Source organism: Rhodanobacter terrae (assembly GCF_042657005.1).
In the GTDB taxonomy this organism is placed as follows: domain Bacteria; phylum Pseudomonadota; class Gammaproteobacteria; order Xanthomonadales; family Rhodanobacteraceae; genus Rhodanobacter; species Rhodanobacter terrae.
Genome location: NZ_JBHSNG010000013.1, coordinates 49,178 through 75,424, shown reverse-complemented (window position 1 = coordinate 75,424; position 26,247 = coordinate 49,178). Strand labels below are relative to the sequence as shown.

The following is a 26,247-nucleotide window of genomic DNA, read 5'->3' as shown; positions in this document are numbered from 1 at the left end:
CCCGAGCGAACGTTCGCTCCGAAGGGCCGGAGCAGGTCGGCGTGTGGATTGCGGCTGGGCGGACGAAATCGCAAGAGACGCCATCGCGGATGGCGTCTCTTGATGCCGCGCGCGGTGCGCGGCTGGGCCGGCTTGCTACTTCATATCTTGTTACTGCAGGTCTTGTTACTTCATGTCTGGTTACTGCAGATCGATCGTGCCGTGCATGAGCGATGCGTGGCCGGGGCAGGTGCAGAAGAAGGTATAGGGCACGCCGGGCTTGAGTGCGGAGACCTTGAACGTGGTGGAGGCTTCCTCGCCGCCGCCGATCAGCTTGGTGTAGGCGACCACGGCTGCATCGTTCGGTTTTACGTAGTCATGATCGATGCCTGCGGTGGCGCCATCGTTGATGACGGCCTGTTCATCGGCAGCCGGAGCGATCACCACGTTGTGACCCATCACGGAGCGCGGCATGCTGCCCTCGTTCTTCAAGATCACCGTGAACGTGGCGCAGGTCTTGGGGACAGTGATGGTCGACTGGTCGAAGCGCAGGGCGTCATCGCCGCTGACGGTGGTCGAGCAGGTGGCGGCCCAGGTGGGAGCGGCGGTCAGGCCAAGCAGCAGCAGAGCGAAAATTTTCAGTTTCATGGGGTTTCTCCGAAAGAGGTGTCGGGTGACGACACAAAGGCTACGCCGCCCTCCGGATCGCCCATTGATCCGAATCAATTTCAGGGTGCGGGGCATCGCGCCTGCCCAGGCAGACCAGCCACGCCGAGAGGCGCGTCACCATCGTCAACGGCGTCGTGATCGATCCTGCAGAATCGAAAGAGCATCCGCATCCATAGGGGCAAAATGCCTCAATGGCGCGCTCTGCGCGGCGTCTGACGGGATTGAAGCAAGTCATTTCCTTGCGCTAACCCGCACCTGCCGCAGTGCTGTGGCGGTACTCTGGATACGTCGAGAATCCGAGCGACAGAGATCATATGCGGCGATCCGCCGCAGTCCCCTGATGGTCCCCTCTTGCGTCCATGCGGTCGGCAATATCGAGACGATGGGGTGATGGTGCCGCACTTGCCATGCGCGGTGGAGCGGGTGCGAGCGCACGCGGTAGGGTCCTGCTCCAGGACGCGGCGGAACTGGATTTCGACGGGCGGGCTACGACGGGCCGAGGGCTTTCGCCGCTCGCACTCCAACCTATCCATGGCTCTGCGATGGCCTGAGTTGGAGCATCTCACCTGGACCCGTTCTTCGGACCCGGTTCGACATGTCTCAGCTATACGATCCGCATCCTCTCCCGCGAAGCAGGAGAGGATGCGGATTCCGCGAACCGGGACTCAACGGTGATCAGTCCCTCCTGGGAAAAGGGGCGCTCCGCCGCCTACGGCTTATCAGCAAACAAGCTCAAATCCACCGCATTGGCCATGGCCCGATAGCCCGCACTGTTGGGATGCAGGTGATCGCCACTGTCATAGGCGGCAAGCATTTTTTCCGGCGCAGCCGGATCGCGGACCGTCTTGTCGAAATCCACCACGCCATCGAACGCGCCGGGGCTGCGGATCCATGCATTCACCTGCTGGCGAGTCTTCTCGCCGGCCACGCTGTGATACGGCCAGCCGCTGCCGCCGTAAGGCGTCAGGGTGGCACCGTAGATCTTCACGTGCCTGGCGTGCGCGCGAGCGATCAGTGTTTTCATGCCGTCGATCAGCTGTTGGGCGGTAATCTTGTCCTTCGATTCCCAGGCGTAGCCCGAACCACCGATGTCATTGATGCCTTCCAGCAACACGATCCAGCGCACGCCGGGTTTGTCCAACGCATCGCGCTCGAAGCGTGCCAGGGCGCTGGGACCGTAATTGTCGTGCAGGATGCGATTGCCGCCAATGCCGGCGTTCGCGACGCCGATCGATTTGAGTTTCGCATCGGCCTGCAGGCGCGCGGCGAGGTAATCCGGCCAGCGATCGTTTGCATTCTCCTTGGAACCCACGCCGTCGGTGATGGAGTCGCCAAAGGTAACCAGCGTGTGCTCGGTCTCAGGGCCGGCTACTTCCACGTCGGTGAGGTAGAAGCGGTTGCCGCTGACCTCGCCGCGTGGATACTGCACGGCAGCGGTGGCATCGCCGGTTTCGGTGATGTAGGCGGTGGCAAGGGCGGCGTTGTGGATGGTCGATGCGTGGTATCGCGCGTCGGCCGGCACGTAGATGCTTACCGCGAGTTCCTGCAACGCCTTCACGTCCATCTTCACCGGATCGCTCAGCACGCTTTCGCCCTTGGCGACGGTCACGGTGGGCTTGCCGTTGAACAGCAGTGTGTGATCGCTGCCCGGCACCGTATCCGCTTTCTTGGCGCCAAGCGCCACGTGCACCGGGCCCAGCGTGATGGGCACGTTGCCGAACAGATTGGAAAGACGGACGCGCACCCCCGAACCGCCCACGCTCGTGCGCACGATCTGTCGCACAGTTTGCGCATTCAAGACGGGACCGGCAATATCCGGCGTCGCCGTCCAGGTATCCACCCATGCATGACGATCCGCGCCGGTGGCGGCCATCGCGCAAGTCGCGATGGCGCAAACCGATCCGGCGAACAACCATTTCAATGCCCGATGACGCATGCCGCTCCTCCCATGTGGTCTTTGCAGCGGCACGTATAGCAAAAGCCCGATTAACTTAATCGGGATCGGGTATTACAAAATTTATCAGGCGAGTGTCTGTTGCGGCGCAGAGGCATGCTTCAACGTGGCAGTCATGGAAAAAGCCGACGAGGCCCCTACGTTTTCGCGGATACTCGCCGCTCGTGGACATCGCGACCGGCAGAGAGGGGGCGATAGCGGATGTCGGGCGTCAGCGCCAGAATTCGGTGAGCTGCCCGGCAAGCGCTCTGCCCTGGTTGTAACCGGCTCGGGCGGCAGGCGGACGCGCCGAGAGATCCATCATGTCGACGCCGAACGCGTTGAGCGAGTCGCCGTCCGGGAAGATCGTCTCGACCCTGCTGCCGCCCGCACGGAGTTCGTCGACTTGTGCGGCAAGTTGCATGCCCCACTCCGGCGGATGCCGAGATCTGCCACCGAAAGGCGACAGCACCAGCATCCGCGCATACCCGGCTGCCAGATCGGCATTTTCATTGCGTCGGTAGCCGCCGTCGATGTATCGGTTGCCACCGATGCTGTACGGGGGAACGCCGAAGCCGTTGGAGGTGCTGGCGGCGACTGCGTCGACGAGGTCGACTCCGCTGTGGCGGTCGAACACGACCGGTTCACCGGTATGGGCATCGACCGCCGTGATGAACAACGGCCGCTCCGGCCAGCGCTGTCCGGGCAACCGAGCGGCGACGACAGCGCGCCACCGCGCTTGCCCGGAGCCGTCCGATGCCGCGTCCATATCGAGCGCCGCCGCACCCATTCTGCGGCGCATGTCGACCGCGTCCTCGGCGGCTGCGATGATTCGGCTCGTTATCTCCATATGGTTCGCCGCCGGCCCGATCGGGCCGCGCCCACCCTCGGGGCCGCCCCGACCAGGCCGTTGCTGGGGTGCCGCGGAAAGGATGGCGGCAAGCAGTTCGGTCGGGTTCGCACCCATGATCTGGGCCGCAGCCGTCGATCCGGCCGACGCCCCGATGATCAGATCGGCTTCGGTCACGTCCAAGCCGGCATCGAACAGGCCGGCAATAACTCCGATCTCCCACGCATTGCCGGCCGATCCACCACCATGGAGGACCAACGCCCGCTCACGTGCGGCTTCCACGCCACCCCCTGTATGGATTGATACGATCAAGTCGATGCTTTTCGCCTGTTGGTAAGAATGTCCGTTTGGGTGGCGGGTTCAGCCAGTCGGCGCTGCGTGGCCGTCATCGAGCCTGCCAGGGAATCTGTCGTCCAGAGCGGCAGTCCAAAGCGCCCTGGGCGTGCCCCGCTTCATCAATCGCGAATCGACCATCTCGCTTATGAAACTCATGGTTTGGCCGCGACCGTAAATCATAGTGTGACCGCCGGCCAGCGTCCCTCCGGCCACGCCAGCGCCATCGATCAGTTCCCGCTGCAGCTTCGCGGGCAATGCCGAAGCAGTTGGCGGCACGCAGTTGCCGCCAGGACGACCCCAACCAGCAACTGCTGCGGCGGCACGTAGCTGCTGGGCAAACGTTTCACGCTCGGCAGCCACTGCCAGACCCTATTCGACCGAGTAAAGCGCGCATCCATGCGCCGGCAACCGGATCGGCAGGCGGCCGGATGCCTGCAGGCGATGGCCGCTCCACAGCTCGCGGGCGGCATGTCTGCCCGAAGCCAGGCCAAGCTGCTGCCAGGTCGCTTGCAAACTCAGCGGCTTGTCATCGAGGTTGGACACGGCCAGGTAGCGTTCGCCGGCTTTGCCGGATGCCACCCACACGCGCACCTGCTCGAAGCCTGTCGGCAGATGTTCGAGCGGATGATTGCCGTGACTGCGCTGATCGACTGCGATGATCTCCTTGTTGGTGATCAAGGCACGTGTGGCATCGTCCAGCTTGGTGAGATTGGCGCCGAGGATCAGCGGTGAACGCGCGATGGCGAGCAGGGTCAGTTGCGTGCGCTCCTCGTCCAGCGTCAGGCGGGAATGACGTGGTTCGCCCCATCCCGGATGCGGCGCAAGCACACCGAACGGCAACATGTCGGCGTCGGGCCAGCGGCCATCGCGAGCTTGCCCTGCCCATGGCGGCAGGCGATCGAAAATATTGCGGACTCCCATGGGGAAATCATCGTTGGGACGCTCGCGCGCGAACGTCCAGCCGTCCCACACGTCGTTGGAGATACGCCACATCTGGCCGTACCGGCGAATCTCCGCGGCGTGCGAAAGCTGGGTAGGGCCGGGCGACAGGCTGAGCACGATGGGGCGGCCGGTTTTCTTGATCGCCGTCGCGATCTGGCGAATCTCGCTGATGCGGTAAGGATGATCGGCAATACAGTCGACCTTGAGGAAATCCACACCCCAATGCGCGTAACGCGCCAGCATCGAATCGTAATAAGCCTGGCCAGCCGCGTCGTCGCGCACGCCGTAGTCGCCGTCGTCCCACGGGCAGGTGTTGGCCGTATCGGCGGCGTCTTGTGCATGAAAGTCGGACCCGGCAATCGGCAGATTCGCTTCCACCGCCTGCTTGGGAATGCCGCGCACGATATGGATGCCGAACTTCAAGCCTTGCGCGTGCACCCAGTCGGCGATGGCCTTGAAGCCTCGGCCGTCGGCGGAGGAGGGAAAGCGCTTCGTGGAAGGAACCAGCAAGCCGTGCGCATCCACGGCGTAATAGCGATGCCGCAAGCTGTCGCCGAACGGATTGCCCATGTACCAGCCTTCATCGATCACGGCATACGTCCAGCCGTAAGCGTGCAGCTTGGCCAGTTCCGTGGCGTTGGCCTTGAAGTCGGCTTCGTCGATGGTCAAGCCATAAGCATCCCAGCTATTCCAGCCCATGGGCGGCGTCGGGGCGACTTCTCGCGCGCCGGCTGCCGCGGCAGCAGCGAGCAGGATCGACAACAGCAGTGCACTTCTCAGCCAGTGTGTCATGCGGTTCGTTCTCTCTTTCGAGCGGTATGTTCGCTGGACGCAGGCCGGGATGAAATCCCGGCATCGCCGTCTGCATGAGCGCCGGGATTTCATTCCGGTCCACGCAACGGTCAAGCTGCGTCCCATGATCTTGAAGGCCATGGTGTGTTCTCCGGGCACGCTGTAGGGCAATTCCAGCGTCAGACCCTGCGCGTCGCGCTTGAACCGCAGCGGTTCGGCGCCTTCGCCGGAATGACGTCAGCCGAGGAAATGCCTTACGGCGAGCGTTAAGTCAGGAACATTGACCCTGCCGCTCACCTGCCCGCAGGGGAGGGGCCGCATCCCAACCAGCTTACGCGGATCAATCACTGCATCTCTGGCGCGTCATTGCGATATTGATCATCTTGAATTGCGATTATTTGCCTGGTCGCGCCGATGGCGGGGAGGGCGTTGTCAGGCGTGACAGAATGCGCCGGACGACAGTGCATTGTCCGGGGCAACACTGTGGGGTGCGCGGGAAGAACATCGGCGATAGAAGAGCGATGGGAAGCTCGCGCATGGCGGATTTCCGGAACGGCATCGGCCGAATGATCGGAGCGCGATAACCATGATGCGTAAACTGTTTTCGGGCGGACTTTGCGCGCTGTTCTTGAGCGCGTCGTTGATCGGCACTGCGGTAGCGCAGGATGCCCCTCTCGTGCTGCAACGGGACGGGAGAACCATTTCACTCCAACCCTACGCGCCAAATATCTTGCGGGTGACGTTCGGCGTCGACCGGGCGGCCGTGATGAATCCGCCTGGATACGGGTTTGAGGCTAAACCCTCGACCCAAGGATGGACGCATACGCGCGATGCGGCAGGCGACGACGTTTTTCGTTCGGCGAAAATGGTCGTGCGAGTGGCTCCCGGAGAGCTCGCGCCCAGCGAACTCCCGAAGCGCATGCCCCTGGACGCGCTGAACCAGCAACTGCGCGAAAAGTACTTCGGGGGATGGAATGATCGGGGTACGTTCAACGACGCGCTGAGGATCACCAATGTCGAGGGCAAGACGTTGCTGCGCATGCGCACGTGGACCATGGCACCCGGACAGCCGCAGGTAGCGCAGGCGGACGCTGGCGCAAGGGGTTTTCGCGTTGCCGCCACGTTCGATTCGCCTGCCGACGAGCACTACTACGGGCTTGGACAGCAGCAGAAGGGATGGATGGACCTGCGCGACCATGAGATCCGTTGCTGGCACGATTATTCCGCGCTGGGCGGCGAGAACGTCTGCGTTCCCTTCATGGTGTCGAGCCTTGGCTATGGCCTGGTTTGGGACAACCCTTCGAAAACGACGATACAGCTCGGCTTCAACGGCCAGAACGTGTGGTCATCGGAAGTGGGCGATCGCGTCTCCTATTTCGTCATCGCGGGAAACAGCGCCGACGAGATTTACGAGGGATATCGCCGGCTGACGGGCGTGACGCACCTGCTGCCCTGGAGAGTCTATGGCTACATCCAGAGCAAGGCGATCTACTCGACGCAGGAACAGGTCCTGTCCGTTGCCGACGAGTACCGCCGAAAGCATCTGCCGCTGGGTGTGATGGTGGTCGATTTTCTCAACATGACCAAGCAGGGAAACCTGGACCTGGACCCGGCGCGCTGGCCGGATCCCGCCGCCATGAACCGCCGCTTGCATGCGATGGGTGTGGACACGCTGCTGAGCGTATGGCCGCACTTCTCGAAGGGATCGCTGTTCTACGACATGCTCGCCAGCAAAGGCTGGCTGGTGCATACGCGGGACGGCGTGCCTGACCCGGGCGGCTTCAAGGCGATCATCGGGCCGAACATCGACACCACGAATCCGGCTGCGGCAAAGTGGTTCTGGCAAGAAATCCGCGATCGCTACATCAAGCCGTATGGCTTCGATTATGTATGGCTCGATGAAACGGAGCCGGACATCGATCCGGCGAAGGACGTGTTCTGGATCGGCTCGGGCACACGCTTCTACAACGTGTATCCGTTGTTTCATACCGCCTCGGTGTACGAAGGATTCCGGCGCGATTTCGGCAATAGCCGAAGAGTGACGATTCTCGCGCGCGCGGCTTATCTGGGCGCGCAACGCAACGGCACCGTCTTCTGGTCGAGCGATATTTTCGCGACCTGGGACATGCTCAAGCGATCCATTCCAGCAGGGCTCAACTTTACCGCGACGGGCTTGCCATACTGGGACACCGATATCGCGGGTTTCTTTTCGCCGATCATCCCAGCCGGCTACCATGCGGCACATAGGCCTTTGATCGACGGTTCCGACGCGCGCGATACGATCGGAAACTACGAGGACTATCCCGAACTGTTCGTGCGCTGGTTCGAATGGGGCGTGTTTCAGCCGGTGATGCGTGCGCACGGAGAAAGGAATCACAACGAAGTGTGGTCCTACGGCAAACAGGCCGAGCCGATCCTGGCGAAATACCTGAAACTTCGCTACCAGCTGTTGCCGTACACCTATTCGGCAGCCTATCGCAGCTACCAGACGGGCGCGCCGTACATGCGCGCGCTGTTCATGGATTTTCCGCACGAACCGAACGTTGCGAACATCCCCGACGAATACATGTACGGGCCGGCTTTCCTGGTGGCTCCGGTCACGGAGCAGGGCGCCACCCGCCGAACGGTGTATTTGCCGGCAGGCTGCGATTGGTACAACTACTGGACGAACCAGCGCCTGCACGGCGGCCAGACGATCGAGGTGGATGCGCCCATCGATACGCTGCCGCTGTTCGTCAAAGCAGGAAGCATCGTGCCGCTGGGTACGGACGAAGGGAGTGCCCGGCAAACGCAGAAGATCGTGTCGATAAAGATATACCCGGGAGCGGATGGCAGCTTTGCGCTTTTCCGGGACGACGGGACGTCCTACAGCTACGAGCAGGGCAAATATTCGGTCACCAGGCTGATATGGAATGATGCCGCTCATCGGCTGCAGCATGAGGGAGCGGCGGCATGGAGTGGACCGGATTCGGCCGTCGTTTCCGTGATAGGCGACTCTGTCCGCACAGGCTCCAACTGACCAAACTTTGCTTCAGTAATCTCATAGTTTGGCCAAACCGGCCAGACTATGGGTTCGCGCGCAGTGGATGTTCGTTAGAGCATGACTTGGCCACGCAACTAAAGCATGAATTGGCCGGACATAACGTGCCTCCTGGCTTTGTTGAGCGCCTGGCGAGGGTCAGCGCTCACCGCACCGATCGTGCTGATCGGTATCGCTCGCAACGAAATCGCGAGCTGGAGGGAATCGGCGGGGTGAGCGCCCAGTTTCCCGGCGCCGCGGTGTCTACATCGACGCGCGAAAGGGAGACGAAGATGCTACAGCAGAGAAATCCTCTCGGAGAGGAGTGCCCCGGCCTCATGGCAGGGTGTTCCGCGACGTCATGGCACAGGAGGCGCGGCGACTTGGCAAGCGCAGGGCGAGGGAGTCGACGATGTCTGGACAGATGACTGGTTCCGGATCGGTCATGACGGACGAGCTCATTTCTCGGGCACGGGCCGGGGACGCCGTCGCGTTCCAGAAGCTGACCGAGCCCCACCGCCGTGAGCTTCACGTGCATTGCTACAGGATGCTGGGATGCCTCCAGGATGCGGAGGACACCCTCCAAGAAACGCTGCTGGCCGCGTGGCAAGGCTTCAAAGGCTTCGAGGGGCGCGCCTCGCTCCGCACCTGGCTGTATCGGATCGCTAGCAACCGGTGCCTCAACGCGCGCCGGTCGGCGAGCCGGCGCCCTGCCAAAGCGTGGGACGTTCCCGGCGTGGAGCCGCCCGAGCCGACCCGGCTCGGCGAGGTACCATGGCTCGATCCGTTTCCTGACAGCCTCCTCGACGAGCGGGCGACCGACGCACCGCCCGGTCCGGAGGTCCGCTACACACAGACCGAATCGATCTCTCTGGCATTCGTGGCAGCGCTCCAGGTCCTTCCTCGACGCCAGCTCGCCGTTCTCATCCTGTCCGACATCCTCGGCTTCGAGGCGAGCGAGGTAGCGAGCATGATCGACTCGACCATCGATTCGGTGAACAGCGCTCTCAAACGGGCGCGTGCCAATCTGCAGCAGAGGATGCAGATCAGTGCCGACCGCCCGCGGCCTCCCGCGATGGGCTCGCCCGCCGAGGAGGCGATCGTGGCGGAGTTCGTTCGAGCGTACGAGAGCGCGGATCTGGACGCTCTCGTGGCCCTTTTTACGGACGACGTCTTCATGTCGATGCCGCCCATGCCCCTCGAATACGAGGGTCGAGATCCCGTGGCTCGCTTCTGCGCCATGCTCTTCCGCGCGGTTCCCAGGTTCAGCCTGGTGCCGACGAGAGCCAATGGCCAGCCGGCATTCGGCGCGTACGTGCACTCCGCTTCGGACGTCTCCCAAGGGGGCGGCGTCATCGCCGTCTCCCTCAGCGGTGAACGGATCTGCGCTCTCACCTTCTTCGAGCAAAGCGCCCTTCCGTGGTTCGGCCTGCCTTTGTCGCTACCGACGTCCGCATCCCATTCGCGCGCGAGATGAGCAGGGGTCACCGGCCTGTCGAAACCCGGCAGTAGCCGAGCTCGGCGATGCGGAGCGCCCAGTTCCCCGACATCGCGGTGTCTCCATCAGCGGTAGTACACAACGCCGAAAAGAGGAGAGCCTACGATGGGAAAGATTGTCGTTTCGAGCAACGTCACACTGGATGGAGTCATTCAGGACCCGGACGGTCAAGAGGGTTTCAAGCACGGCGGCTGGTTCAAGCAGTTTGTGGGAAAGGATCTCGAAGCGTGGGCCGAAAACGAGACCGACGAGACATTGCACGCCGAGGCCATGTTGCTGGGTCGCAAGAGCGACGAATGGTTTGCGGCGCGGACGCCGGGTCGGACCGAGCCATGGGCGGAACGGATGAACAGCCTGCCCAAATACGTCGTGTCTTCCACGTCGAAGAAGCCCAAATGGACCAACGCGACCGTGCTCAAGGATGTCGTCAAGGTGGTCTCCAGGCTGAAGCAGGAGGTGAGCGGCGATATCCTCATCTACGGGAGCTGCCAGCTCGTGCGAACGCTCATCGAGCATCGCCTCGTCGACGAATTTCGACTGATCGTCTTCCCGGTCGTCCTTGGCGCTGGCGAGCGACTCTTCGGCGAGACCACGGACAAGACGCCACTGCGCCTCGTCCGCAGCCAGACCCTCGGTGAAGGGCTGCTGTTGGTCATCTACGAGGTCGTCCGGGCAGCCTCACGCTGAGCCGCTCCCGATTCGCCGACTGCGATAGGTGCGTGCGCCGGGAGCGCGTGCCCATCGAGGCGCTGTATCTGGTCCCTTTGTGTGTGCTCTGCTGATCGCCGATTAGACCTTCGTCAGGTGCTCCTGGATTCGTGCGATGTCCGACGCCGGCACCGCCGCGGCTTCCGCGAAATCGCTCCACTGGGCGATCGCGGCGTTGACGCCGGCAAGAATCTCGACGGCATGCGGCACGCCGTGGACATCGGCGACTTTCAGCAAATCGGAGCGCCGGATGTCGATCCACTTTCCATTAACCGACATCAGATGCTGGTACGTCCACTCGCCCTTGGGGTTGTAGGCAAAGACAATGTCGTACGCCGGCGCGAGCTCCCACTGGCCGCCTTCGCGAAGCAGGAACGAATGGTTCTTGGTGTGGTCGTCGCAGTTGCGCCCGGCCACGTTGAACGCCATGCGGCGGAACGTCTGTTGCTTAGCCTCGACGCCAAGGCCCAATTGATCGATGACCTGGAACAACTGCGAATACGAGTTGGTGCCCCGCAGCTTGAAGTCCACGTGGGCCATGCCGCACAGCGTCTGCACATGGTGCTTCGCGTTGCCGTCGCGATCAAAGCGCTTGGTCATGAAGTGCCGCCGACCGTTCTCCTCCAAAATCTCGGACGGACTCATGTCAATGCCTGCGGCGCGCGCCATGGTGTAGTAGGCGAACTCGATCCGACCATAGCTATTGGACTCACCGAGCTCAATGTCGGGGCCGATGCCGTCGAACTTGATCAGCCAATGCTCGAAGCCTGCAGGCACCTTGAACTGACCGCTGCGCAACTCTTTGGTCCTGAGGTTGAGCGCGACCACGGCCTTCGCTCGCGCGCCGCCGGCGGAGGTACCGACGCGGATGATGCTGGACAGCGCGTCATGGCTTTCCTTGTCATCGGAGATCGTGCCACGCACGACGTCGCGTGCCACGCGCACGAGCGATGCCATTTCCAACGCGCCGGGGTAGTCGCGCTGCGCCGCCTGTGCCGGATGAAACTCCAGCGCGCCCATACCGCGCTTGCCCATGTAGGCGAGTCGGTCGAGTGACGTGATAGCGCGCTTGTCGACGCCGTGCCCGGCCATATAGGCATCGATCAGTGCCGAGCCGAAGTCGTCCGGTAACACGTCGGCGATGAGGCCTGGCAGGCCCCTGTACGTCTCGCGGTTGAGGCTCGGAAAAATGAAGGGATGGGTCGCACCGTCGACGGGCATCATGAGCGGGGTCAGCTCGATGCCACGTTTGAGCCATGCCGGGGCGTACTCGAAAGCGTACGCACCCTGGCCGGGATCCATCACGATGGCGCCGACCCGCCTGCCCCAACAGCGAACCTCGATGGCATCAGCATGAGTGAAATCGCCCATGCGTCAGAGATCCGTCTTCTTGACGCGGGTTGCTCTGGCACGCCTGGGCTTCTTGGAACGACGCAGCGCCGCCATCGGGCTGACGGACGGAAGGGGAGCGATCGACTGCACGCCGCCCTCGATACCGAGCGCCCTGAGCACCCGGACGAGCGTATGGGTGGTCGTATTCTTTCCCGCTTCCAGGGACTGCAAAGCGCGAACGGCCACATTGGCCATGCTGGCCAGTTCCGCCTGGCTACGACCCAGGCGGATTCGCTGATCTCTGATGCGATCACCGAGATCTCCGAGGATCGCATCGGTGGGTCGATGTGGGGTGTCTTGAAGCATGTTTTACTCCGCGTGTTAGACGGCTAATACGCGCTAATACGTACTATAACGCGTATATCGACATAGGCAATAGGCCATCATTAATACGCGTTATAACATGTATTAAATGCGTTTTCGGCCGTAATACGCGCTTTTCCACATGTTAAGACCATGGCGGCGGGATCCCGGAGATGACCAAGAGTGGCCCCAGCGTGCAGGCGGGACAGTACCTATTCCACCTTCACGCAGGAAACCACGGGCACGGGACTTTGAGGATCGATCGGCGCGTACGGCGGCGGACGATAGTGCGGGTTATGCCGATTTCGCGCCTCGTAGCGAAACCGGTTTGCCGGTAGCGGTGAACTCGGCATCCTTAAGCGGACACTCGCACCAGGCACAAGAACAAGCGTCTTCTTGCACCATCGTCACGACCCCCAATCCGAAGTTGCGTGCCAGCGCGATGATGGTGCGAAGGATCGGCGCCTCCTTCTGTTTTTCGCGTCGACTCGACTCTGATCTCGCGCATGAAGGACTGGCCGATCTTCAGCGTGGTGACTGTTGCGCGCCATGGCGAGGATTGACCGCATCATGCACGCACTGTTCCTTCAAACTGCACCCAACGCGTTGATTGGGAGAGGAGTGAGGAAACCTCCGGCCCTGACCCCTGTTCCGGCGATCTATGGCCTCGCCGCAGTCAACCCATACTGGGCGGCGCTGGCGTCGATTTGCGGATCAAGCGCGCGAGCAGCAACCAGATCGGCATGGCCTGCGTCCGCCTGGCCACCACGGATTTTCGCCAGGCCAATGCCATAGTGCGACCACGCGGAAAGCGGCCTCTGCGCGATGGCCTGCTGGTAGGCTTTGATGGACTCCGCATAATGTCCCAGTCGCAACTGCACCAAGCCGAGACTGTCGAGGTAAGCCGGCTTTTCGCCATCGCGCCTGATCGCCTTGCGGCAATCCTTCAAGGCATCATCGAGCATCTGGTTGCTCAGGCTGCGGGCCCAGCAGCGCTCGTTGAGCGCCGAGCCAAGCAAGGCGTCATCGATATGCAGGCGAATCCACTCGTCGAGTATGGGCAGCGCCGCAGCGGGTTCTCCGAGCTGGACATACAAGTTGGCAATCGCGCGCGCCTGCGTCGATCCCGTCGGTACCAGGGCGGCTGCCGCTCTGGCGTCGATCGTCGCTCCGGCGGGGTCTTTGTGCGCGAAACGGAGTCCAGCACGTAGCAGCAGGGCATCGAGGTTCTTCGGATCCAGGCTTAGGGACTTGTCCAGGTCGGCGAGCGCCGCATCGAACTGCTTGTCCGCCATTCGTGCCCGCGCGCGGTCGACATAGTAAGCGGCTTGATCGGGCGCCATGCGGATCGCCTCGCCCATATCCGCCATGGCAGCCTTCGGTTCGCCTCGCGACAGATATGCCGCGCCCGCCAGAGCGTAATCCGCCGCAGACTTCGGCTGCGCGCCGTTGCTGTCCGCGGTGCTGCCGGCATCGGATTTGTCGCTGTCGCTCGGCGCCTTGGCCAAGGTAAACACGCGCCCGCCGTTGTAGGTGAAATAGACTTTCCTCTGACTGTTGGCGATGAACATGTGATGGGCAAGCAGAAAATCCACGCCGAGCAGCATGTCGGTGTGGTCGTCGCCCATGCTTCCGTCAATGACCTGCATCTGGCTGTGCTGGATGGTTTCCGTACCGACCGAAAATGAATCGATGCGTACGGTCCATGTCTTCACCGACCGGGCGCCAATACCGATGCTGCTGATGCCAGCCACCACGTCCGGCGCGCTGAGATCAATCCCGATCCGCTCGGCGCTGCGACGGCTGAGCACGGTGGCAAACGCCCCCGAATCGAGCAATGCCCGCACGTGCTTGCCGTTTATCGTCACGCTGAGAAACGTGCGTCGGTCGTTCGAGTTGCCGGCCCGCTCGATATCCGCGGTGTTGTAGCTACCGACCTTGGACCAATATGCCAGCGCCAGCTTGTTGCAGTGGTCCGCCTTGAACAGAGTCAGCTTGCCATGTGCCAGATCGAGCTCCAGATCGACCGAATCGAGCAGGTTGGCGCCGAGCAGTCCATAGCCCGTATCTGTACCGCCGACAATGAAACCAACATTTTTGAGCGTCGTGCCGAGGATGCCGAATTGCTTGACCTGGGCGAAATCGGCATCTGCAGTGCCTCCCACACCGCTGATGCGAAAACCAAAAGGAGCAGCTCGCAGCTTGAGCCCCAGCGCCAACGCGCTGGCCCGCGACATGCTGCTGAAGAAAGCCCCGGTGTCGACCGCCAAGCGCGTATCGTTGCCGTTGATCTTCACCATGGTAGTGGCTCGCCCGTCGAGCATCTCAACGGGCAACGTGCCGTAATCCATCAAATGGCAGCCATCCGCCCAAGCCTGTGATGCGAGCAAAGCGCTGACGCCAAGGCAGCCCAAACGCAAAATCCTTTTCACTGTCGTCCCCTTGCATGTCGAGGCCGCGGAATGCGGGTCTGGCTATGAAGCGCCGGTTTGTAACCGTGCTCCTGTCATCATCGCGAAAATTCCAGGGTCGCTCAAGGAGTAAATTGGCTGCAAAGCTCTGAAGAACGGCGTCCGGATGGGCCGCGAGGTGTCAAGCACGCCCGCTTGGAAACCAGTTCAATTCTGAAGTGCACCACGCTAATGCGTTCCCGCGACCCACGGAATCCCTGCTCAGAGGCGAGCTATCGCCCCGAAAGCGGACGTTCGCAACCGGTTCAAATGGATCGACAAGCGACCTTCAGTCGGATGGTCAACTGGCTGGCGATCCGCAGACAACTATGCGCGATGGCTGAAAGCGCGCGAAAACACCAGCGCTCCGCCACCATTTCTGCGCAAGAGCTTCCGCCGCAAGGACGAGCATAGTGGGGCGACGGCGGAGACGTCCGTGGTCAACGATGAAGCAATGACCCGCATACCTCCACGACCGATACGGATACCGGGCTGCGCCGCAAGGCAAAGGCTGGGGAAGCGAAGTTCAGCTACCGGGCGAATACGCTGATGGAGAACTGTTACGGCCTGGTCATCGGCGTGCATGTTCGACACGCCAGCCATGATCAGGGTCGCTCGCGTGACTGGCCAGTTGCTGTAGCGACGGTAGGCAGGTGGCTGGATTTTATGCAACCAGCAAGCCGGACAAGCTGTTGGGACGTTCGTGATAGTTTGGCCGTTACAGTCAAACTATGTGAGATGGCGGAGAAGCCGCGGCCAAACAATGCTTTAGGTTCAATCATAAGTTGGCCAAAACGGCCAACTTATGCTTTCAGCCACACAGACGTCGCTGGACAGATATTTGGTGGGCCCGGCAGGACTCGAACCTGCAACCAAGGGATTCGCTTGTTCCGAAGGTTTCCCTTCGGCGCGGACTATCTCTTCACCCTCCGCACGCCGCGATGAGCGTGAACGGGTGGGGTGCGGGACGCTCGAGCCTGTGATCAAGGGCACTGAAGCCCTCAGGTAGTCTCTGCACCTTCCGGCGGTGTACCGCCGGCTTGGCTCAGGGTTGCCACCGTCCGCGCGAACGCGCCGCTGAGGTTTCCCTGAATTCATCCCGATCCCATCCGCGGATTACGCCGCGGCGGCACCTTTCGATGAGTCCCCTGCTCTAACCATTGAGCTACAGGCCCACAAGCGGTGAATGGTAGAGGAGTTGGTGAAGGCGTGCCAGCCGCGCGGGCAATCGGTACACGCGCAGCGCGGTAAGTGGATATACGCTGTGCGCCCCATCCCCACCGGAGACCACGCATGAATACCGAGGCGATCGCGAAACGGCTGGTTGAACTGTGCCGTGAAGGCAAGTATGAGGACGCGCAACGTGAGCTGTACGCGGAGGACGCGGTGAGCATCGAGCCGGAAGGCCTGCCGCCGGGGGCGTTGGGCGATGCGCAGGGACTGGCGGCGATCTACGAGAAGGGCCGTCAGTTCAACGCGATGGTCGAGGCGGTGCATGGCAGCAGCGTGAGCGAGCCGGTGATCGCGGATAACTTGTTCAGCATCGCGCTGGCGATGGACGTGACGATGAAGGGTCGCGGCCGGATGAACATGAGCGAGATCGGCGTGTACCGCGTGCACGGCGGGAAGATCGTGCGCGAGCAGTTCTTCTACGACGTCGGCTGAGTCCGTATGCCCCGAAACGAAGAAGCCCCGCATCGGCGGGGCTTCTTCGTCATGCCGGCGCCGCAGTTACTCGACGTCGAGGAACGAACGCAGCTGTTCCGAGCGGCTCGGGTGGCGCAGCTTGCGCAAGGCCTTGGCTTCGATCTGGCGGATACGCTCGCGGGTGACGTCGAACTGCTTGCCGACTTCTTCCAGCGTGTGGTCGGTGTTCATGTCGATGCCGAAGCGCATGCGCAGCACCTTCGCTTCGCGCGGGGTCAGCCCGGCGAGCACGTCGCGCACGGTTTCCATCAGGCCGGTCTCGGTCGCCGAGTCGATCGGCGAGCTGGCGTTGCCGTCCTCGATGAAATCGCCCAAATGGGAATCCTCGTCGTCGCCGATCGGGGTTTCCATCGAAATCGGTTCCTTCGCGATCTTCAGTACCTTGCGAATCTTGTCCTCGGGCATCTCCATTTCCTTGGCCAGTTCCTCCGGCGTGGCCTCGCGGCCGAACTGCTGGAGCATCTGGCGGGAAATGCGGTTGAGCTTGTTGATCGTCTCGATCATGTGCACCGGGATGCGGATGGTGCGTGCCTGGTCGGCGATCGAGCGGGTGATCGCCTGGCGGATCCACCAGGTGGCGTAGGTCGAGAACTTGTAGCCGCGGCGGTATTCGAACTTGTCGACAGCCTTCATGAGGCCGATGTTGCCCTCCTGGATCAGGTCCAGGAACTGCAGGCCGCGGTTGGTGTACTTCTTGGCGATCGAAATCACCAGGCGCAGGTTCGCCTCGACCATTTCCTTCTTGGCGCGGCGGGCCTTGGCCTCGCCGCTGGCCATGGCGCGGTTGATGTCCTTGATGTCGATCAGCGGCAGGAACAGCTTGCGCTCGATGGTGGCGAGCTTCTCCTGCTCGGCGTCGATCGCCTCGCGGTGGGTCTTGATGTTCGGCGACCACTTCTGGCGCTTGCGGCTGAGCTCGGCCACCCACTCGAGGTTGCCCTCGTTGCTGGGGAAAGTCTTGATGAACTCGGCCTTGGGCATCTTCACCTGCTTGACGAAGATGTCCATCAGCACGCGCTCGTGATGGCGGATGTCGTTGACCACTTCGCGCAGCTTGCGCACGAAGCCGTCGATCAGCGCGGACGGCAGCTTGAGCTTGAGGAACTCCTCGGCCATCTGGTCGCGCAGCTTGACGATCTTCTTGTCGGTGATGCTGGCGGCTTTCGGCGCGGCCTTCTGGAACTTGCCGTAGTAGTCGCGCAGCAGCTCCATGCGGCGCTTGACCTCTTCCGGGTCGGGACCGGTCGGGCCGGCTTCTTCCTCATCCTCGGTCGCGGTCTCGTCGTCGTCGGCTTCGGTCTCGTCGCTGGGATCCGGCTCCGGCAACAGCAGTGCGGCGGCTTCCTTTTCCTTGCGGGCGAGGTCGGCGGCTTCTTCCAGATCGAGGAAGCCGGCCAGGATTTCGCTGAGGCGGCGCTTGCCGTCCAGGTGCTGGTCGTATTCCTCCAGCAGCAGTTCGATCGTCAGCGGAAAGCTGGCCAGCGCGGTCTGCACCTGGCCGAGGCCTTCCTCGATGCGCTTGGCGATGGCGATTTCGCCCTCGCGGGTGAGCAGCTCGACCGTGCCCATCTCGCGCATGTACATGCGCACCGGGTCGGTGGTGCGGCCGACTTCGGCGTCGACGGCGGACAGCAGCGCCACGGCCTCTTCGGCGGCGGCATCGTCGTCGCCGGAGGTGCTGCCCGGAGCCGCGCCGTCGGCGATGGTGTCGGTGTCGGGCGCAGCGTCGTGCACTTCGATGCCGACGCCCTTGAGCACCGCCATGATGTCTTCGATCTGCTCCGGGTCGACGATGTCGTCGGGCAGGTGGTCGTTGATTTCGGCGTACGTCAGGTAGCCCTGCTCCAGACCTTTGGAGATGAGCGCCTTGATTTCAGACTGTTGCTCGTGGGGAGCTTTGCTATTCATTAACCGACCGCCGCGGGGTTCAAGAACCGGACATTATAGCGATGTGCTGCTTTTTTGACCAGTTTTCAAGTGAGAAAAATTTAGGCGAAGCACGCAAAAATCGCGCCAGATCGCGACCTTGCAGTGTTCTTGCCGACTGCAGGCTGCGCACGGTCCGTCTGTGCCTGTTCAACCGGTGTCGAGCCAGAAAGTCACCGGGCCGTCGTTCACCAGCTGGATCACCATATGGGCGCCGAAGCGCCCGGTTTCCACCCCCGGATGAGCGACGCGTGCGAGTTCCAGCAGGCGGTCGAACCAGCGTCGGCCGTGCTCAGGTGTCGCCGCACTGGTGAAGCTGGGGCGCATGCCGGAGCGCGTGTCGGCGGCCAGGGTGAACTGGCTGACCAGCAGCAGGCCGCCGTCGGTGTCGGCCAGCGAGCGATTCATCTTGCCGTGGTCGTCGGCGAACACGCGATAGCCGAGCAGGCGCTCGAGCATGCGCCGGGTCTGCGTCTCGCCGTCGTCCGGCTGCACCGCGACCAGCGCCAGCAGGCCGGGGCCTATCGCACCGACGGTTTCGTCGCTGACACTGACGCTGGCGGACAGTACGCGTTGAATCAGGGCAATCATGGCGGCAAGGCGGAGGCGAGGCGACTAGCTTAATCGTGCTGTCGGCGGCGGCGAAAGATGGCTGGCCGGCAAGGCGATCTCGGTGTGCGCAGCCGGCTCCCGTAAACTGCAGGGATGCGAATCGACATGTATCTGCTCTATCTCCTGCTGCGCCTGTTGGCGCTGCTGCCGCTGCGCATGCTGCACGGCATCGGCAGCGGGCTGGGCCGGCTGCTGCTGTGGCGACGCGGCCGCATGGTGCGCAACACGGCGGCGAACCTGCGCATCGCGCGGCCGCAGCTGGACGAGGCCGGGCAGGAAGCGCTGTTGCGCGAGGTGATGATAGAGAGCGGCAGGTCGGTCAGCGAGATCGTCAAGGTATGGGGCGCCGGGGCCGAACGCGCACTGGAGCTGGTGCGCGAGGTGCGCGGTGCGGCGTTGCTGGATGCGGCGCTGGCCGCGGGCAACGGCGTGATTATCGCGGCGCCGCACCTGGGCTGCTGGGAGCTGCTGAATTACTGGCTGTGCCGCAGGACGCCGATGGCGATCCTGTATCGGCCGCCGCGGATCGCCGCGATCGAGGGCTTGCTGCGCAAGGTGCGCGGTGCGTTGGCGCCGGAGCAGGTGCGTGCCGACGGTGCCGGTGTGCGCACCTTGTACAAGCGGCTGGCCGCCGGCGGCACGGTGGGCATCCTGCCGGACCAGAAGCCGCGCGCGGGCGAGGGTCAGATCGCGCCGTTCTTCGGCCGCGAAGCGCTGACCATGGTGCTGCTGCCCCGGCTGGCCGCGCGCACTGGTGCGACCGTGCTGTTTGCGTTCGCCGAGCGCCTGCCGCGCGGGACCGGATATCGCATTCATTTGTTGCCGGCCCCGCCGGGGTTGGCGGATGCCGATCTCGGCAGCGCCTGCCGTGCGCTCAACCAGGGTGTGCAGAACAGTGTCGAGCTGGCTTTCGCGCAGTACCAGTGGCAGTACAAGCGCTATTCGGCCGATGGCCTGATCAGCCCGTACGATCGCGAGGATCGGTAGGAGCGCACCCTGTGCGCGAGGCTTTTCGCTCCGATCAAAGATCAGGGCATCGCGCGCAGGTTGCGCTCCTACGGTTTTTCTTTTTCCAGCCGACGCAGGAATACGCCCATTTCCTTTTCCGCCTGCTTGTCCCCGCGCTGCGCGGCGGCGGCGATGCCGCTGCGCCAGGCGTCAGCGGCGGCCTGCGTCTGGCCGGCGTCGAGGCAGGCTTTGCCCAGCAGTTTCCAGGCGGCCGAATAGGTCGGGTCGAAGGCGACGGCGCGGCGCAGTTCGTCGATCGCCATGCCGGCTTCGCCCTCGGCTAGCAGCGCGTTGCCCAGCGAGAAACGCAGCAGCGCGCCGTCGCGCGGGCCGTCGCATTGCTTGCGCAGGTTGGCGATCAGTCCGGCATTCACGGTTGCGGGCGATAACGCCGATCGCCGATCGGATAGACCTGGGTGGGCAGGGCCGGTTCCGGCGGGGTGTGGCCGGCGGAGAGGTCGGCCAGCGAGGTGGCCTGCCAGACCACCAGCCACGACGAGCGGAACGGCTGCACCAGCAGCGCGTAGCGCAAAGCGTCGGCGTCGAGTTTCTCCGGGTGCGTCACGATCACGCCGTCCGGGTGGCTGCGGGCAAAATCCTGCACGGCCTGATCGCCGAACAGCTCGGCGATGGGCCGCGTCAACCGGCCCTCGAAGTGGAACTGGCCTTCGTAATTGCCCAGATAGGCGATGGGCTGGTTCGCCCGTTCGGCGGCACCGAGCAGGTGGGCGGCGGGGCGCAAGTCCCAGCGTGTCCACAGGGTCAGGGTGAACAAGGTGTTGAGGGCAAGCACGCCGATCAGTCCGGCCACCGCCAGACGGCGCAGTTCACCACGACCACGCAGCAGCAACAGACCGCCGATCAGCAGGAACACCACGCTGAAATAGCGGCTGTACGGTGCAGCCGCAACGGGCCATTCGCCATGCAGATAATTCGCGTCCACCAGCAACGGCAGTGCGAACAGCAGGATGGCAAACACGATACCGCCCACACCCAGCGGCCAGGTACCGAACCAGCCATTGTTGGCCAGTGCCGGTTGGCGCTCGCGCAACACCGCGATCGCGCCAGCCATCAACAGCACGATACCGCCGGCCTCGGGAAACAGGTAATACGGCTGCTTGCCGCTGATCAGCGAGAACACGATGAAGCTTGGTATCAGCCAGCACAGCGCAAAGCGCAGACCCGGCTCCAGCGGTCGGCGCAAGCCGGCGATGGCCACCCACGCGCGCGGCCAGCCACTGAACGGAAACAGCAGCGGCAACAGCCACAGCAGGTAGAACCAGAACGGCTCGGCATGGTTCTGCAGGTTCTTGCCTTCCGACAGCTTGTCGACCACACGGCCGGCGGTCTGGGTGAAGAACAGTCGTTGCCGGTACGCCTCGCCGCCGGAGAACCCGGCCGGCAACGCCCATGCCAACAGCATCGCGGCGCCGAGCAGCAGCGCGAGCGTGCCGCGGCCGTACCAACGTGCGCGATGCTGACGTGCCCAGTCGTTCCACAGCGGACCGAGCAGCCACGGGAAAATGATATGCAGCAACATCACCGGCCCTTTGGTCAGCAAGCCCAGCCCGATGCACAGGCCGAACAGCAGCCAGCGCGGTTCGGTCCGCTGCATCTTCGGGGTCAGGCACAGCAGGGCGGCCAGCGTCCACATGGCGAGCAACCCGTCGTACATGATCTGCAGGCCGAACAGGAACGCGCAGCCCAGCGCCAGCAGCATCCATGGCGCCGCCTTGGCCATCCACGGCCGGTTTGGGAACAGCCGCCGCGCCAGCAGCGAGATCAACACCAGCTGCGCGCCGCCGATCAGCACCTCGAGCACGCGCGGCCAGATGTCGTCGACGCCGAACACGAACCAGCCGGCCTGGATCAGCCAGAACAGCAGCGGTGCCTTCTCGCTGTACGGCTGGCCGTTGATGTGCGGCACCAGCCAGTGGCCCTGGTTCCACATCTCCCAGGCCACCGCCAGCGTGCGGGTCGAATACAGCGGCATCGGCCCGTGCGAGAAGATCGCCAGCAAAGCCACCAGCACCCACAGCGGCAACCAGGGCCACACGGCGCGAAGTTGTTCGGTACGGCTATAGGGGCTCAGCGACACGGGCGTGCTCTTGGCGGGCAGATGAATGATTCTAGCTTGCGGGTGGCGTTCGCAAGGCGACTGGAGATCGTGTTGGCCGAGCGCTCAGGCCGGCCCCCAGTAGCCGATGCGGCGGCGGATTTTCAGCTTGCGCCACAGGTTCAGCGGCTTGCGGCGCGGATTGCGGGCGCCGGCGGCGATGAAGGCATCGACCGCATCGAGCACGCGCTCGCTGGAGCGGCCATCGCGATACGGGTGGATCGCGTCCGCATAATCGCGGATCGCCTGCAGCAGCTCCGGCGGGCGGGCCAGCGCGCGCTCGATCGCCGGTTCGAACTGCGCCGGCTCGTCGATGTCGATCAGCTGCGGACCCGGCCGGCGGTTCTTGAACGTCACCACCGGCTTGCCCGTGAGCAGGAATTCGTTGAGTGCCGAAGAGGTGTCCGAGCACATCATGTCGACCTGCGGGAACAGCTCGAGGATGTTGTCGTTCTCGGCGAACGAGAGGTACTCGTTCTGCAGCGCCTTGTACTTGGCAGTCGTCGCCGGGTCCATCTTCGGATGGAAGGTGACGATCCAGCGCCAGCGGCCGTCGCGTGAGAGGCGCTTCACCTCCTCGTACAGCGTCGCAGCCGCGCTCCACGATGGCGAGAAGGTGGAGTGATACAGGATCACCGGTGGCTGGCGCACCGCCGGCAGCGGGCCGCCGATCTCCTTCATGAAGGGATCGAGCTTGGGGAAGCCGGTCTCGGTCACCGTGAAGTGGCCGACACGATCGGCGATTTCCTTGAACTTGGCGGTGTCGCGCGGTCCGGTGGTGCAGTACAGGTCGAAGAAGCCGCGGACATAGACGTGCCGCGGCTTGCCGGCGTCGAAACCGTGGAACGTTTCCACTTTCACGCCGGGAAAGAAGTGCGGCACGGCGTTGCTGGAGGTGATCACCGCGATCGGTCGCCACGCACGCACCTCGGCCACGCTCAGCAGGCGCTCGCCTTCGACCAGGTCCTCGGCGCCGGGGCCGTCGAAGAACCATGCCGCCTCATCGCCGCGGGCGCGGATCGCGTCCTGCAGCGGACGCAGGATCGCCAGCGCGTAACGCTCGGAGCCGTACAGGAGGTAGTGCTTGCTTGGAGCCGGCTCGGACATGTCAGCGGTCTATCTGGTGGCGGGTCAGGACGGCGGCGGCGCGCGCCACCGATTCCGGATTGTTGACCATCTCGTAATAACGCATGCGCTTGTACAGCGCGTAGCTGGCCGCGGTCTGCGCGATCATGAAGCCGCGCCAGCCATCCATGAAGGCCAGCCGGAATACATAGTCCTTGAGGAAGGCCAGCGCGAACACGAACGGCGCCTGCCACATCCGCACCGGTTTGCCCTTGTCCAGCCAGTCGCGGCACTTCAATTCGGAGTAGCGCAGCACTTTCAGCTGCTTGTGCGGCAGGGTCGGGTTGTTGTTGTGGTTGAACGCCGCGCGCAGCGTCGGCGCGGGGCCGTCGAAGCGCAGCGATTCGTGTACCCGCGCGTCGCTCCAGCGCGCCCGCTGACGGTGGTACAACCGCGCCATCCGTTCGCCTACGGCCGGACGGTACCAGCGCATGGGAGCGCCCATATAGATCGAGCTGCGGCGCAGATACGCCGCCGGCGCGTCGCCGGCCATCAGCTGCGGCAGGCGTTGCTCGAGTTCCGCGGCGAGTTCCGGGCTGAGGTATTCGTCCGCATCCAGCACCAGGATCCAGTCGTGCGTGCATTGCGTGGTGGCGAAATTGCGTTGCGGGCCGAAGCCGAGCCAGTCCTGCCGCACCACGCGTGCGCCATGCGCCCGTGCGATCGCCACCGTATCGTCATCGCTGCCGCTGTCGACCACCAGCTTCTCGGCCGCGAACGGCACGCTGTCCAGGCAACGCGCGATGTTGTCGGCTTCGTTGTGGGTGATGATGGCGAGGGTCAGCGGAAACGTGGGCATGCGAGGATTCTAGCCGAAGCCTGCGTTTCGCCTCGCCGCCGCGGTTCGATCGTCCATGGCCGGGAACGATCCCCGCGTTCGGTCGGGCGAATCGCATCTTCGCCCCCGATCCATGACAATATTCACTTGCGGCGACGAAATATGGCAGCTGAGCCGGCGTCGCACATTCCCTGCAAGCGCACCGAATGGCAACTCATGAAACGAATCCTTGTTACCGGCGGTGCCGGCTTTCTCGGCTCGCACCTGTGTGACCGTCTGCTTCACGATGGGCACGACGTGCTATGCGTGGACAATTTCTTTACCGGCAGCAAGCGCAATGTGGCGCATCTGCTCACCCACCCGTATTTCGAACTGATGCGGCATGACGTCACTTTCCCGCTGTATGTGGAAGTGGAGCGCATCTTCAACCTGGCCTGCCCGGCCTCGCCCGTGCATTACCAGCACGATCCGGTGCAGACTACCAAGACCAGCGTGCATGGCGCGATCAACATGCTGGGGCTGGCAAAACGCGTCAAGGCGCGCATCCTGCAGGCTTCCACCAGCGAGGTCTACGGCGATCCGGAAGTGCATCCGCAGGTCGAGGGCTACTGGGGCAAGGTCAATCCAATCGGCATCCGCAGCTGTTACGACGAAGGCAAGCGCTGCGCCGAGACGCTGTTCTTCGATTACTACCGCCAGCATGCGCTGGACATAAAAGTGGTGCGCATCTTCAACACCTATGGCCCGCGCATGCACCCGAACGACGGCCGGGTGGTGAGCAACTTCATCGTGCAGGCGCTCAGGGGCGAGGACATCACCATCTACGGCGACGGCAGCCAGACCCGCAGCTTCTGCTATGTCGATGACCTGATCGACGCCATGATGCGGATGATGGAGTCCGAACGCGATTTCACCGGCCCGGTGAACATCGGCAACCCGGTCGAGCACACCATGCTGGAACTGGCCGAGAAAGTGATCGCCCTGGTGGGCGGCCGCTCGAAACTGATCTACAAGCCGTTGCCCGATGATGATCCGCGGCAGCGCCAGCCGGACATCGGGCTGGCCGGAAGCAAGCTGGGCTGGCAGCCCAAGGTGGCGCTCGAAGACGGCCTCAAGGAGACCATCGGCTACTTCCGCCGGCTCCTGCAAGAGGATACGGCAGCATGACCAGCTTCGCGGTCGTCATCACCAGCTACAACTATCGCGGCTTCGTGGCCGCGGCGATCGATGGTGCACTGGCGCAGACACGTCCGGCTGCGCAGATCATCGTGGTGGATGATGGCTCCACCGACGGTTCTTCCGACTATCTGCGCGAGCGCTACGGCAGCGATTCGCGGATAACCCTGCGGTGCGGCGAGAACGGCGGGCAGCTGGTGGCATTCCAGCGCGGCGTGGCCGAGGTGCAGGCCGACGTGATCTGCTTCCTCGATGCCGATGACCGCTGGGAGCCGGACTATCTGGCGCGCATCGGCGAGATTTACGACAGCCGCCGTGACATCGATTTCGTGTTTTCCGACATGCAGCTGTTCGGCGACGAGGAGCGCTGGATGGGTTATGCCGACCGTTCGCTGGATCTTGGCTACACCGCGATCAGCACCTACATGCTGATGCACTGGTACGGCGCTCCGACCTCGGCGCTGTCGCTGCGCGCACCGTGGGCGCGACGCATTCTGGACCTCCCGGAAGACATCAGCCGCAATTGGCGGTTGTCCGCCGACAACTGCCTGGTCTATGGAGCGAGCGTGCTGGGCGCGCGAAAATACTATCTGCGTACCGGTGCGGTGCGTTATCGCATTCATGGCAACAATGGCTGGTGGGGCAAGCAGACGCCAAGCAATCAGTACCTCAACCGGTTTCGTTCGCGCTGCCTGATCGAGATCTACGCGAGACGGATCGGATTGGACGAGCGCTGTGTGGAGAGCGCCAAGCACGAGTTGCGCACCAAGCCGGATCCGAGCTGGCGCGAGGCCAAGCGTTACGCCGGCCTGGCGCGGCTTCGCCGCGGCTCGTGGCTGAGCAATCTGGAACGTGCGGCGTCCATTCTGTGGCCGGCGTTCAAACGCCGCCATCAGGCGCCGAAAGAACTGCGGGACATGGGTTGAGC

At 63.3% G+C, this 26,247-nt stretch carries 20 protein-coding genes; 7 read left to right on the top strand and 13 right to left on the bottom strand.

The features are described from left to right. Window positions 1-180: 180 nt before the first annotated feature. From azu to ACFPPB_RS12945, 4 genes are all read right to left on the bottom strand, one after another. On the bottom strand, window positions 181-627 hold the full coding sequence (gene azu, locus ACFPPB_RS12960) for an azurin (protein ID WP_377327715.1): 447 nt from the start codon (window positions 625-627) through the stop codon (window positions 181-183). Between the two features lie 730 nt (window positions 628-1,357). Next, window positions 1,358-2,584, bottom strand: coding sequence for an SGNH/GDSL hydrolase family protein (locus ACFPPB_RS12955; RefSeq protein WP_377327713.1), 1,227 nt, complete (start codon window positions 2,582-2,584; stop codon window positions 1,358-1,360). Between the two features lie 229 nt (window positions 2,585-2,813). Further along, the gene (locus ACFPPB_RS12950) at window positions 2,814-3,713 is read right to left on the bottom strand and encodes a patatin-like phospholipase family protein (RefSeq protein ID WP_377327711.1); all 900 of its coding nucleotides are present in this window, start codon (window positions 3,711-3,713) and stop codon (window positions 2,814-2,816) included. 423 nt (window positions 3,714-4,136) lie between these two features. Further along, window positions 4,137-5,501, bottom strand: coding sequence for a glycoside hydrolase family 27 protein (locus ACFPPB_RS12945; protein ID WP_377327709.1), 1,365 nt, complete (start codon window positions 5,499-5,501; stop codon window positions 4,137-4,139). A gap of 586 nt (window positions 5,502-6,087) precedes the next feature. Between ACFPPB_RS12945 and ACFPPB_RS12940 the strand changes: the two genes are divergently transcribed. From ACFPPB_RS12940 to ACFPPB_RS12930, 3 genes are all read left to right on the top strand, one after another. Beyond that, window positions 6,088-8,520 carry a glycoside hydrolase family 31 protein gene (locus tag ACFPPB_RS12940; RefSeq protein WP_377327707.1) on the top strand — a complete coding sequence of 811 codons (2,433 nt, stop codon included), beginning with the start codon at window positions 6,088-6,090 and terminating at the stop codon, window positions 8,518-8,520. Between the two features lie 445 nt (window positions 8,521-8,965). Continuing rightward, window positions 8,966-9,997, top strand: coding sequence for an RNA polymerase subunit sigma-70 (locus ACFPPB_RS12935; protein ID WP_377327705.1), 1,032 nt, complete (start codon window positions 8,966-8,968; stop codon window positions 9,995-9,997). A gap of 126 nt (window positions 9,998-10,123) precedes the next feature. Next, window positions 10,124-10,705, top strand: a complete 582-nt coding sequence (locus ACFPPB_RS12930; RefSeq protein WP_377327703.1) for a dihydrofolate reductase family protein — start codon at window positions 10,124-10,126, stop codon at window positions 10,703-10,705. Window positions 10,706-10,807: 102 nt separating this feature from the next. Here ACFPPB_RS12930 and ACFPPB_RS12925 read toward each other — a convergent pair whose 3' ends face one another. The 3 genes from ACFPPB_RS12925 to ACFPPB_RS12915 form a co-directional block, all read right to left on the bottom strand. After that, the gene (locus tag ACFPPB_RS12925; RefSeq protein ID WP_377327701.1) at window positions 10,808-12,097 is read right to left on the bottom strand and encodes a type II toxin-antitoxin system HipA family toxin; all 1,290 of its coding nucleotides are present in this window, start codon (window positions 12,095-12,097) and stop codon (window positions 10,808-10,810) included. 3 nt (window positions 12,098-12,100) lie between these two features. Further along, a complete protein-coding gene (locus ACFPPB_RS12920; protein WP_377327699.1) occupies window positions 12,101-12,424 on the bottom strand; it encodes a helix-turn-helix domain-containing protein in 324 nt (107 codons plus the stop codon). 656 nt (window positions 12,425-13,080) lie between these two features. Beyond that, window positions 13,081-14,772, bottom strand: a complete 1,692-nt coding sequence (locus tag ACFPPB_RS12915) for an aspartyl protease family protein (RefSeq protein WP_377327697.1) — start codon at window positions 14,770-14,772, stop codon at window positions 13,081-13,083. Between the two features lie 1,392 nt (window positions 14,773-16,164). On the opposite strand from ACFPPB_RS12915, the gene ACFPPB_RS12910 reads away from it, so the two are divergent. Further along, a complete protein-coding gene (locus ACFPPB_RS12910) occupies window positions 16,165-16,536 on the top strand; it encodes a SnoaL-like domain-containing protein (RefSeq protein WP_377327695.1) in 372 nt (123 codons plus the stop codon). 66 nt (window positions 16,537-16,602) lie between these two features. Here ACFPPB_RS12910 and rpoD read toward each other — a convergent pair whose 3' ends face one another. Both rpoD and dtd read right to left on the bottom strand, forming a co-directional pair. Further along, window positions 16,603-18,486, bottom strand: coding sequence for an RNA polymerase sigma factor RpoD (gene rpoD / locus ACFPPB_RS12905; RefSeq protein ID WP_377327693.1), 1,884 nt, complete (start codon window positions 18,484-18,486; stop codon window positions 16,603-16,605). Window positions 18,487-18,654: 168 nt separating this feature from the next. Further along, the gene (dtd, locus tag ACFPPB_RS12900) at window positions 18,655-19,095 is read right to left on the bottom strand and encodes a D-aminoacyl-tRNA deacylase (RefSeq protein ID WP_377327691.1); all 441 of its coding nucleotides are present in this window, start codon (window positions 19,093-19,095) and stop codon (window positions 18,655-18,657) included. A gap of 114 nt (window positions 19,096-19,209) precedes the next feature. Here dtd and ACFPPB_RS12895 point away from each other — a divergent pair, with 114 nt between their 5' ends. Further along, window positions 19,210-20,103: an LpxL/LpxP family acyltransferase gene (locus tag ACFPPB_RS12895; RefSeq protein ID WP_377327689.1), complete on the top strand. Its 894-nt coding sequence runs from the start codon at window positions 19,210-19,212 to the stop codon at window positions 20,101-20,103. A gap of 68 nt (window positions 20,104-20,171) precedes the next feature. Here the strand turns inward: ACFPPB_RS12895 and ACFPPB_RS12890 are convergent, their stop codons facing one another. The 4 genes from ACFPPB_RS12890 to ACFPPB_RS12875 all read right to left on the bottom strand — a co-directional run bounded on the left by ACFPPB_RS12890 (window position 20,172) and on the right by ACFPPB_RS12875 (window position 24,164). Next, window positions 20,172-20,498 (bottom strand): tetratricopeptide repeat protein, encoded by a 327-nt coding sequence (locus ACFPPB_RS12890; protein ID WP_377327687.1) that lies wholly within the window; start codon window positions 20,496-20,498, stop codon window positions 20,172-20,174. Then, a complete protein-coding gene (locus ACFPPB_RS12885) occupies window positions 20,495-22,222 on the bottom strand; it encodes a glycosyltransferase family 39 protein (RefSeq protein ID WP_377327685.1) in 1,728 nt (575 codons plus the stop codon). The genes ACFPPB_RS12890 and ACFPPB_RS12885 overlap by 4 nt, the downstream gene beginning before the upstream one ends. Before the next feature lie 84 nt (window positions 22,223-22,306). Then, complete coding sequence (locus ACFPPB_RS12880; protein ID WP_377327683.1) at window positions 22,307-23,347, bottom strand: CDP-glycerol glycerophosphotransferase family protein; 1,041 nt, start codon at window positions 23,345-23,347, stop codon at window positions 22,307-22,309. A gap of 1 nt (window position 23,348) precedes the next feature. Next, on the bottom strand, window positions 23,349-24,164 hold the full coding sequence (locus ACFPPB_RS12875) for a glycosyltransferase family 2 protein (protein ID WP_377327681.1): 816 nt from the start codon (window positions 24,162-24,164) through the stop codon (window positions 23,349-23,351). A 195-nt stretch (window positions 24,165-24,359) separates the two neighbouring features. On the opposite strand from ACFPPB_RS12875, the gene ACFPPB_RS12870 reads away from it, so the two are divergent. Then, the gene (locus ACFPPB_RS12870) at window positions 24,360-25,310 is read left to right on the top strand and encodes a UDP-glucuronic acid decarboxylase family protein (RefSeq protein ID WP_377327679.1); all 951 of its coding nucleotides are present in this window, start codon (window positions 24,360-24,362) and stop codon (window positions 25,308-25,310) included. Continuing rightward, window positions 25,307-26,245, top strand: coding sequence for a glycosyltransferase family 2 protein (locus ACFPPB_RS12865; protein ID WP_377327677.1), 939 nt, complete (start codon window positions 25,307-25,309; stop codon window positions 26,243-26,245). Before ACFPPB_RS12870 ends, ACFPPB_RS12865 begins: the two co-directional genes overlap by 4 nt. Window positions 26,246-26,247 lie beyond the last annotated feature (2 nt).

Bases quoted from the DNA above. Each gene is read 5' to 3' on its own strand.
- ACFPPB_RS12910 (WP_377327695.1), top strand. From the start codon at position 16,165: ATGAATACCGAGGCGATCGCGAAACGGCTGGTTGAACTGTGCCGTGAA.
- azu (WP_377327715.1), bottom strand. From the start codon at position 627: ATGAAACTGAAAATTTTCGCTCTGCTGCTGCTTGGCCTGACCGCCGCT.
- ACFPPB_RS12925 (WP_377327701.1), bottom strand. From the start codon at position 12,097: ATGGGCGATTTCACTCATGCTGATGCCATCGAGGTTCGCTGTTGGGGC.
- ACFPPB_RS12930 (WP_377327703.1), top strand. From the start codon at position 10,124: ATGGGAAAGATTGTCGTTTCGAGCAACGTCACACTGGATGGAGTCATT.
- ACFPPB_RS12870 (WP_377327679.1), top strand. From the start codon at position 24,360: ATGAAACGAATCCTTGTTACCGGCGGTGCCGGCTTTCTCGGCTCGCAC.
- ACFPPB_RS12915 (WP_377327697.1), bottom strand. From the start codon at position 14,772: ATGGATTACGGCACGTTGCCCGTTGAGATGCTCGACGGGCGAGCCACT.
- ACFPPB_RS12895 (WP_377327689.1), top strand. From the start codon at position 19,210: ATGCGAATCGACATGTATCTGCTCTATCTCCTGCTGCGCCTGTTGGCG.
- ACFPPB_RS12945 (WP_377327709.1), bottom strand. From the start codon at position 5,501: ATGACACACTGGCTGAGAAGTGCACTGCTGTTGTCGATCCTGCTCGCT.
- ACFPPB_RS12935 (WP_377327705.1), top strand. From the start codon at position 8,966: ATGACGGACGAGCTCATTTCTCGGGCACGGGCCGGGGACGCCGTCGCG.
- ACFPPB_RS12920 (WP_377327699.1), bottom strand. From the start codon at position 12,424: ATGCTTCAAGACACCCCACATCGACCCACCGATGCGATCCTCGGAGAT.
- ACFPPB_RS12875 (WP_377327681.1), bottom strand. From the start codon at position 24,164: ATGCCCACGTTTCCGCTGACCCTCGCCATCATCACCCACAACGAAGCC.
- ACFPPB_RS12865 (WP_377327677.1), top strand. From the start codon at position 25,307: ATGACCAGCTTCGCGGTCGTCATCACCAGCTACAACTATCGCGGCTTC.
- ACFPPB_RS12940 (WP_377327707.1), top strand. From the start codon at position 6,088: ATGATGCGTAAACTGTTTTCGGGCGGACTTTGCGCGCTGTTCTTGAGC.
- rpoD (WP_377327693.1), bottom strand. From the start codon at position 18,486: ATGAATAGCAAAGCTCCCCACGAGCAACAGTCTGAAATCAAGGCGCTC.
- ACFPPB_RS12880 (WP_377327683.1), bottom strand. From the start codon at position 23,347: ATGTCCGAGCCGGCTCCAAGCAAGCACTACCTCCTGTACGGCTCCGAG.
- dtd (WP_377327691.1), bottom strand. From the start codon at position 19,095: ATGATTGCCCTGATTCAACGCGTACTGTCCGCCAGCGTCAGTGTCAGC.
- ACFPPB_RS12955 (WP_377327713.1), bottom strand. From the start codon at position 2,584: ATGCGTCATCGGGCATTGAAATGGTTGTTCGCCGGATCGGTTTGCGCC.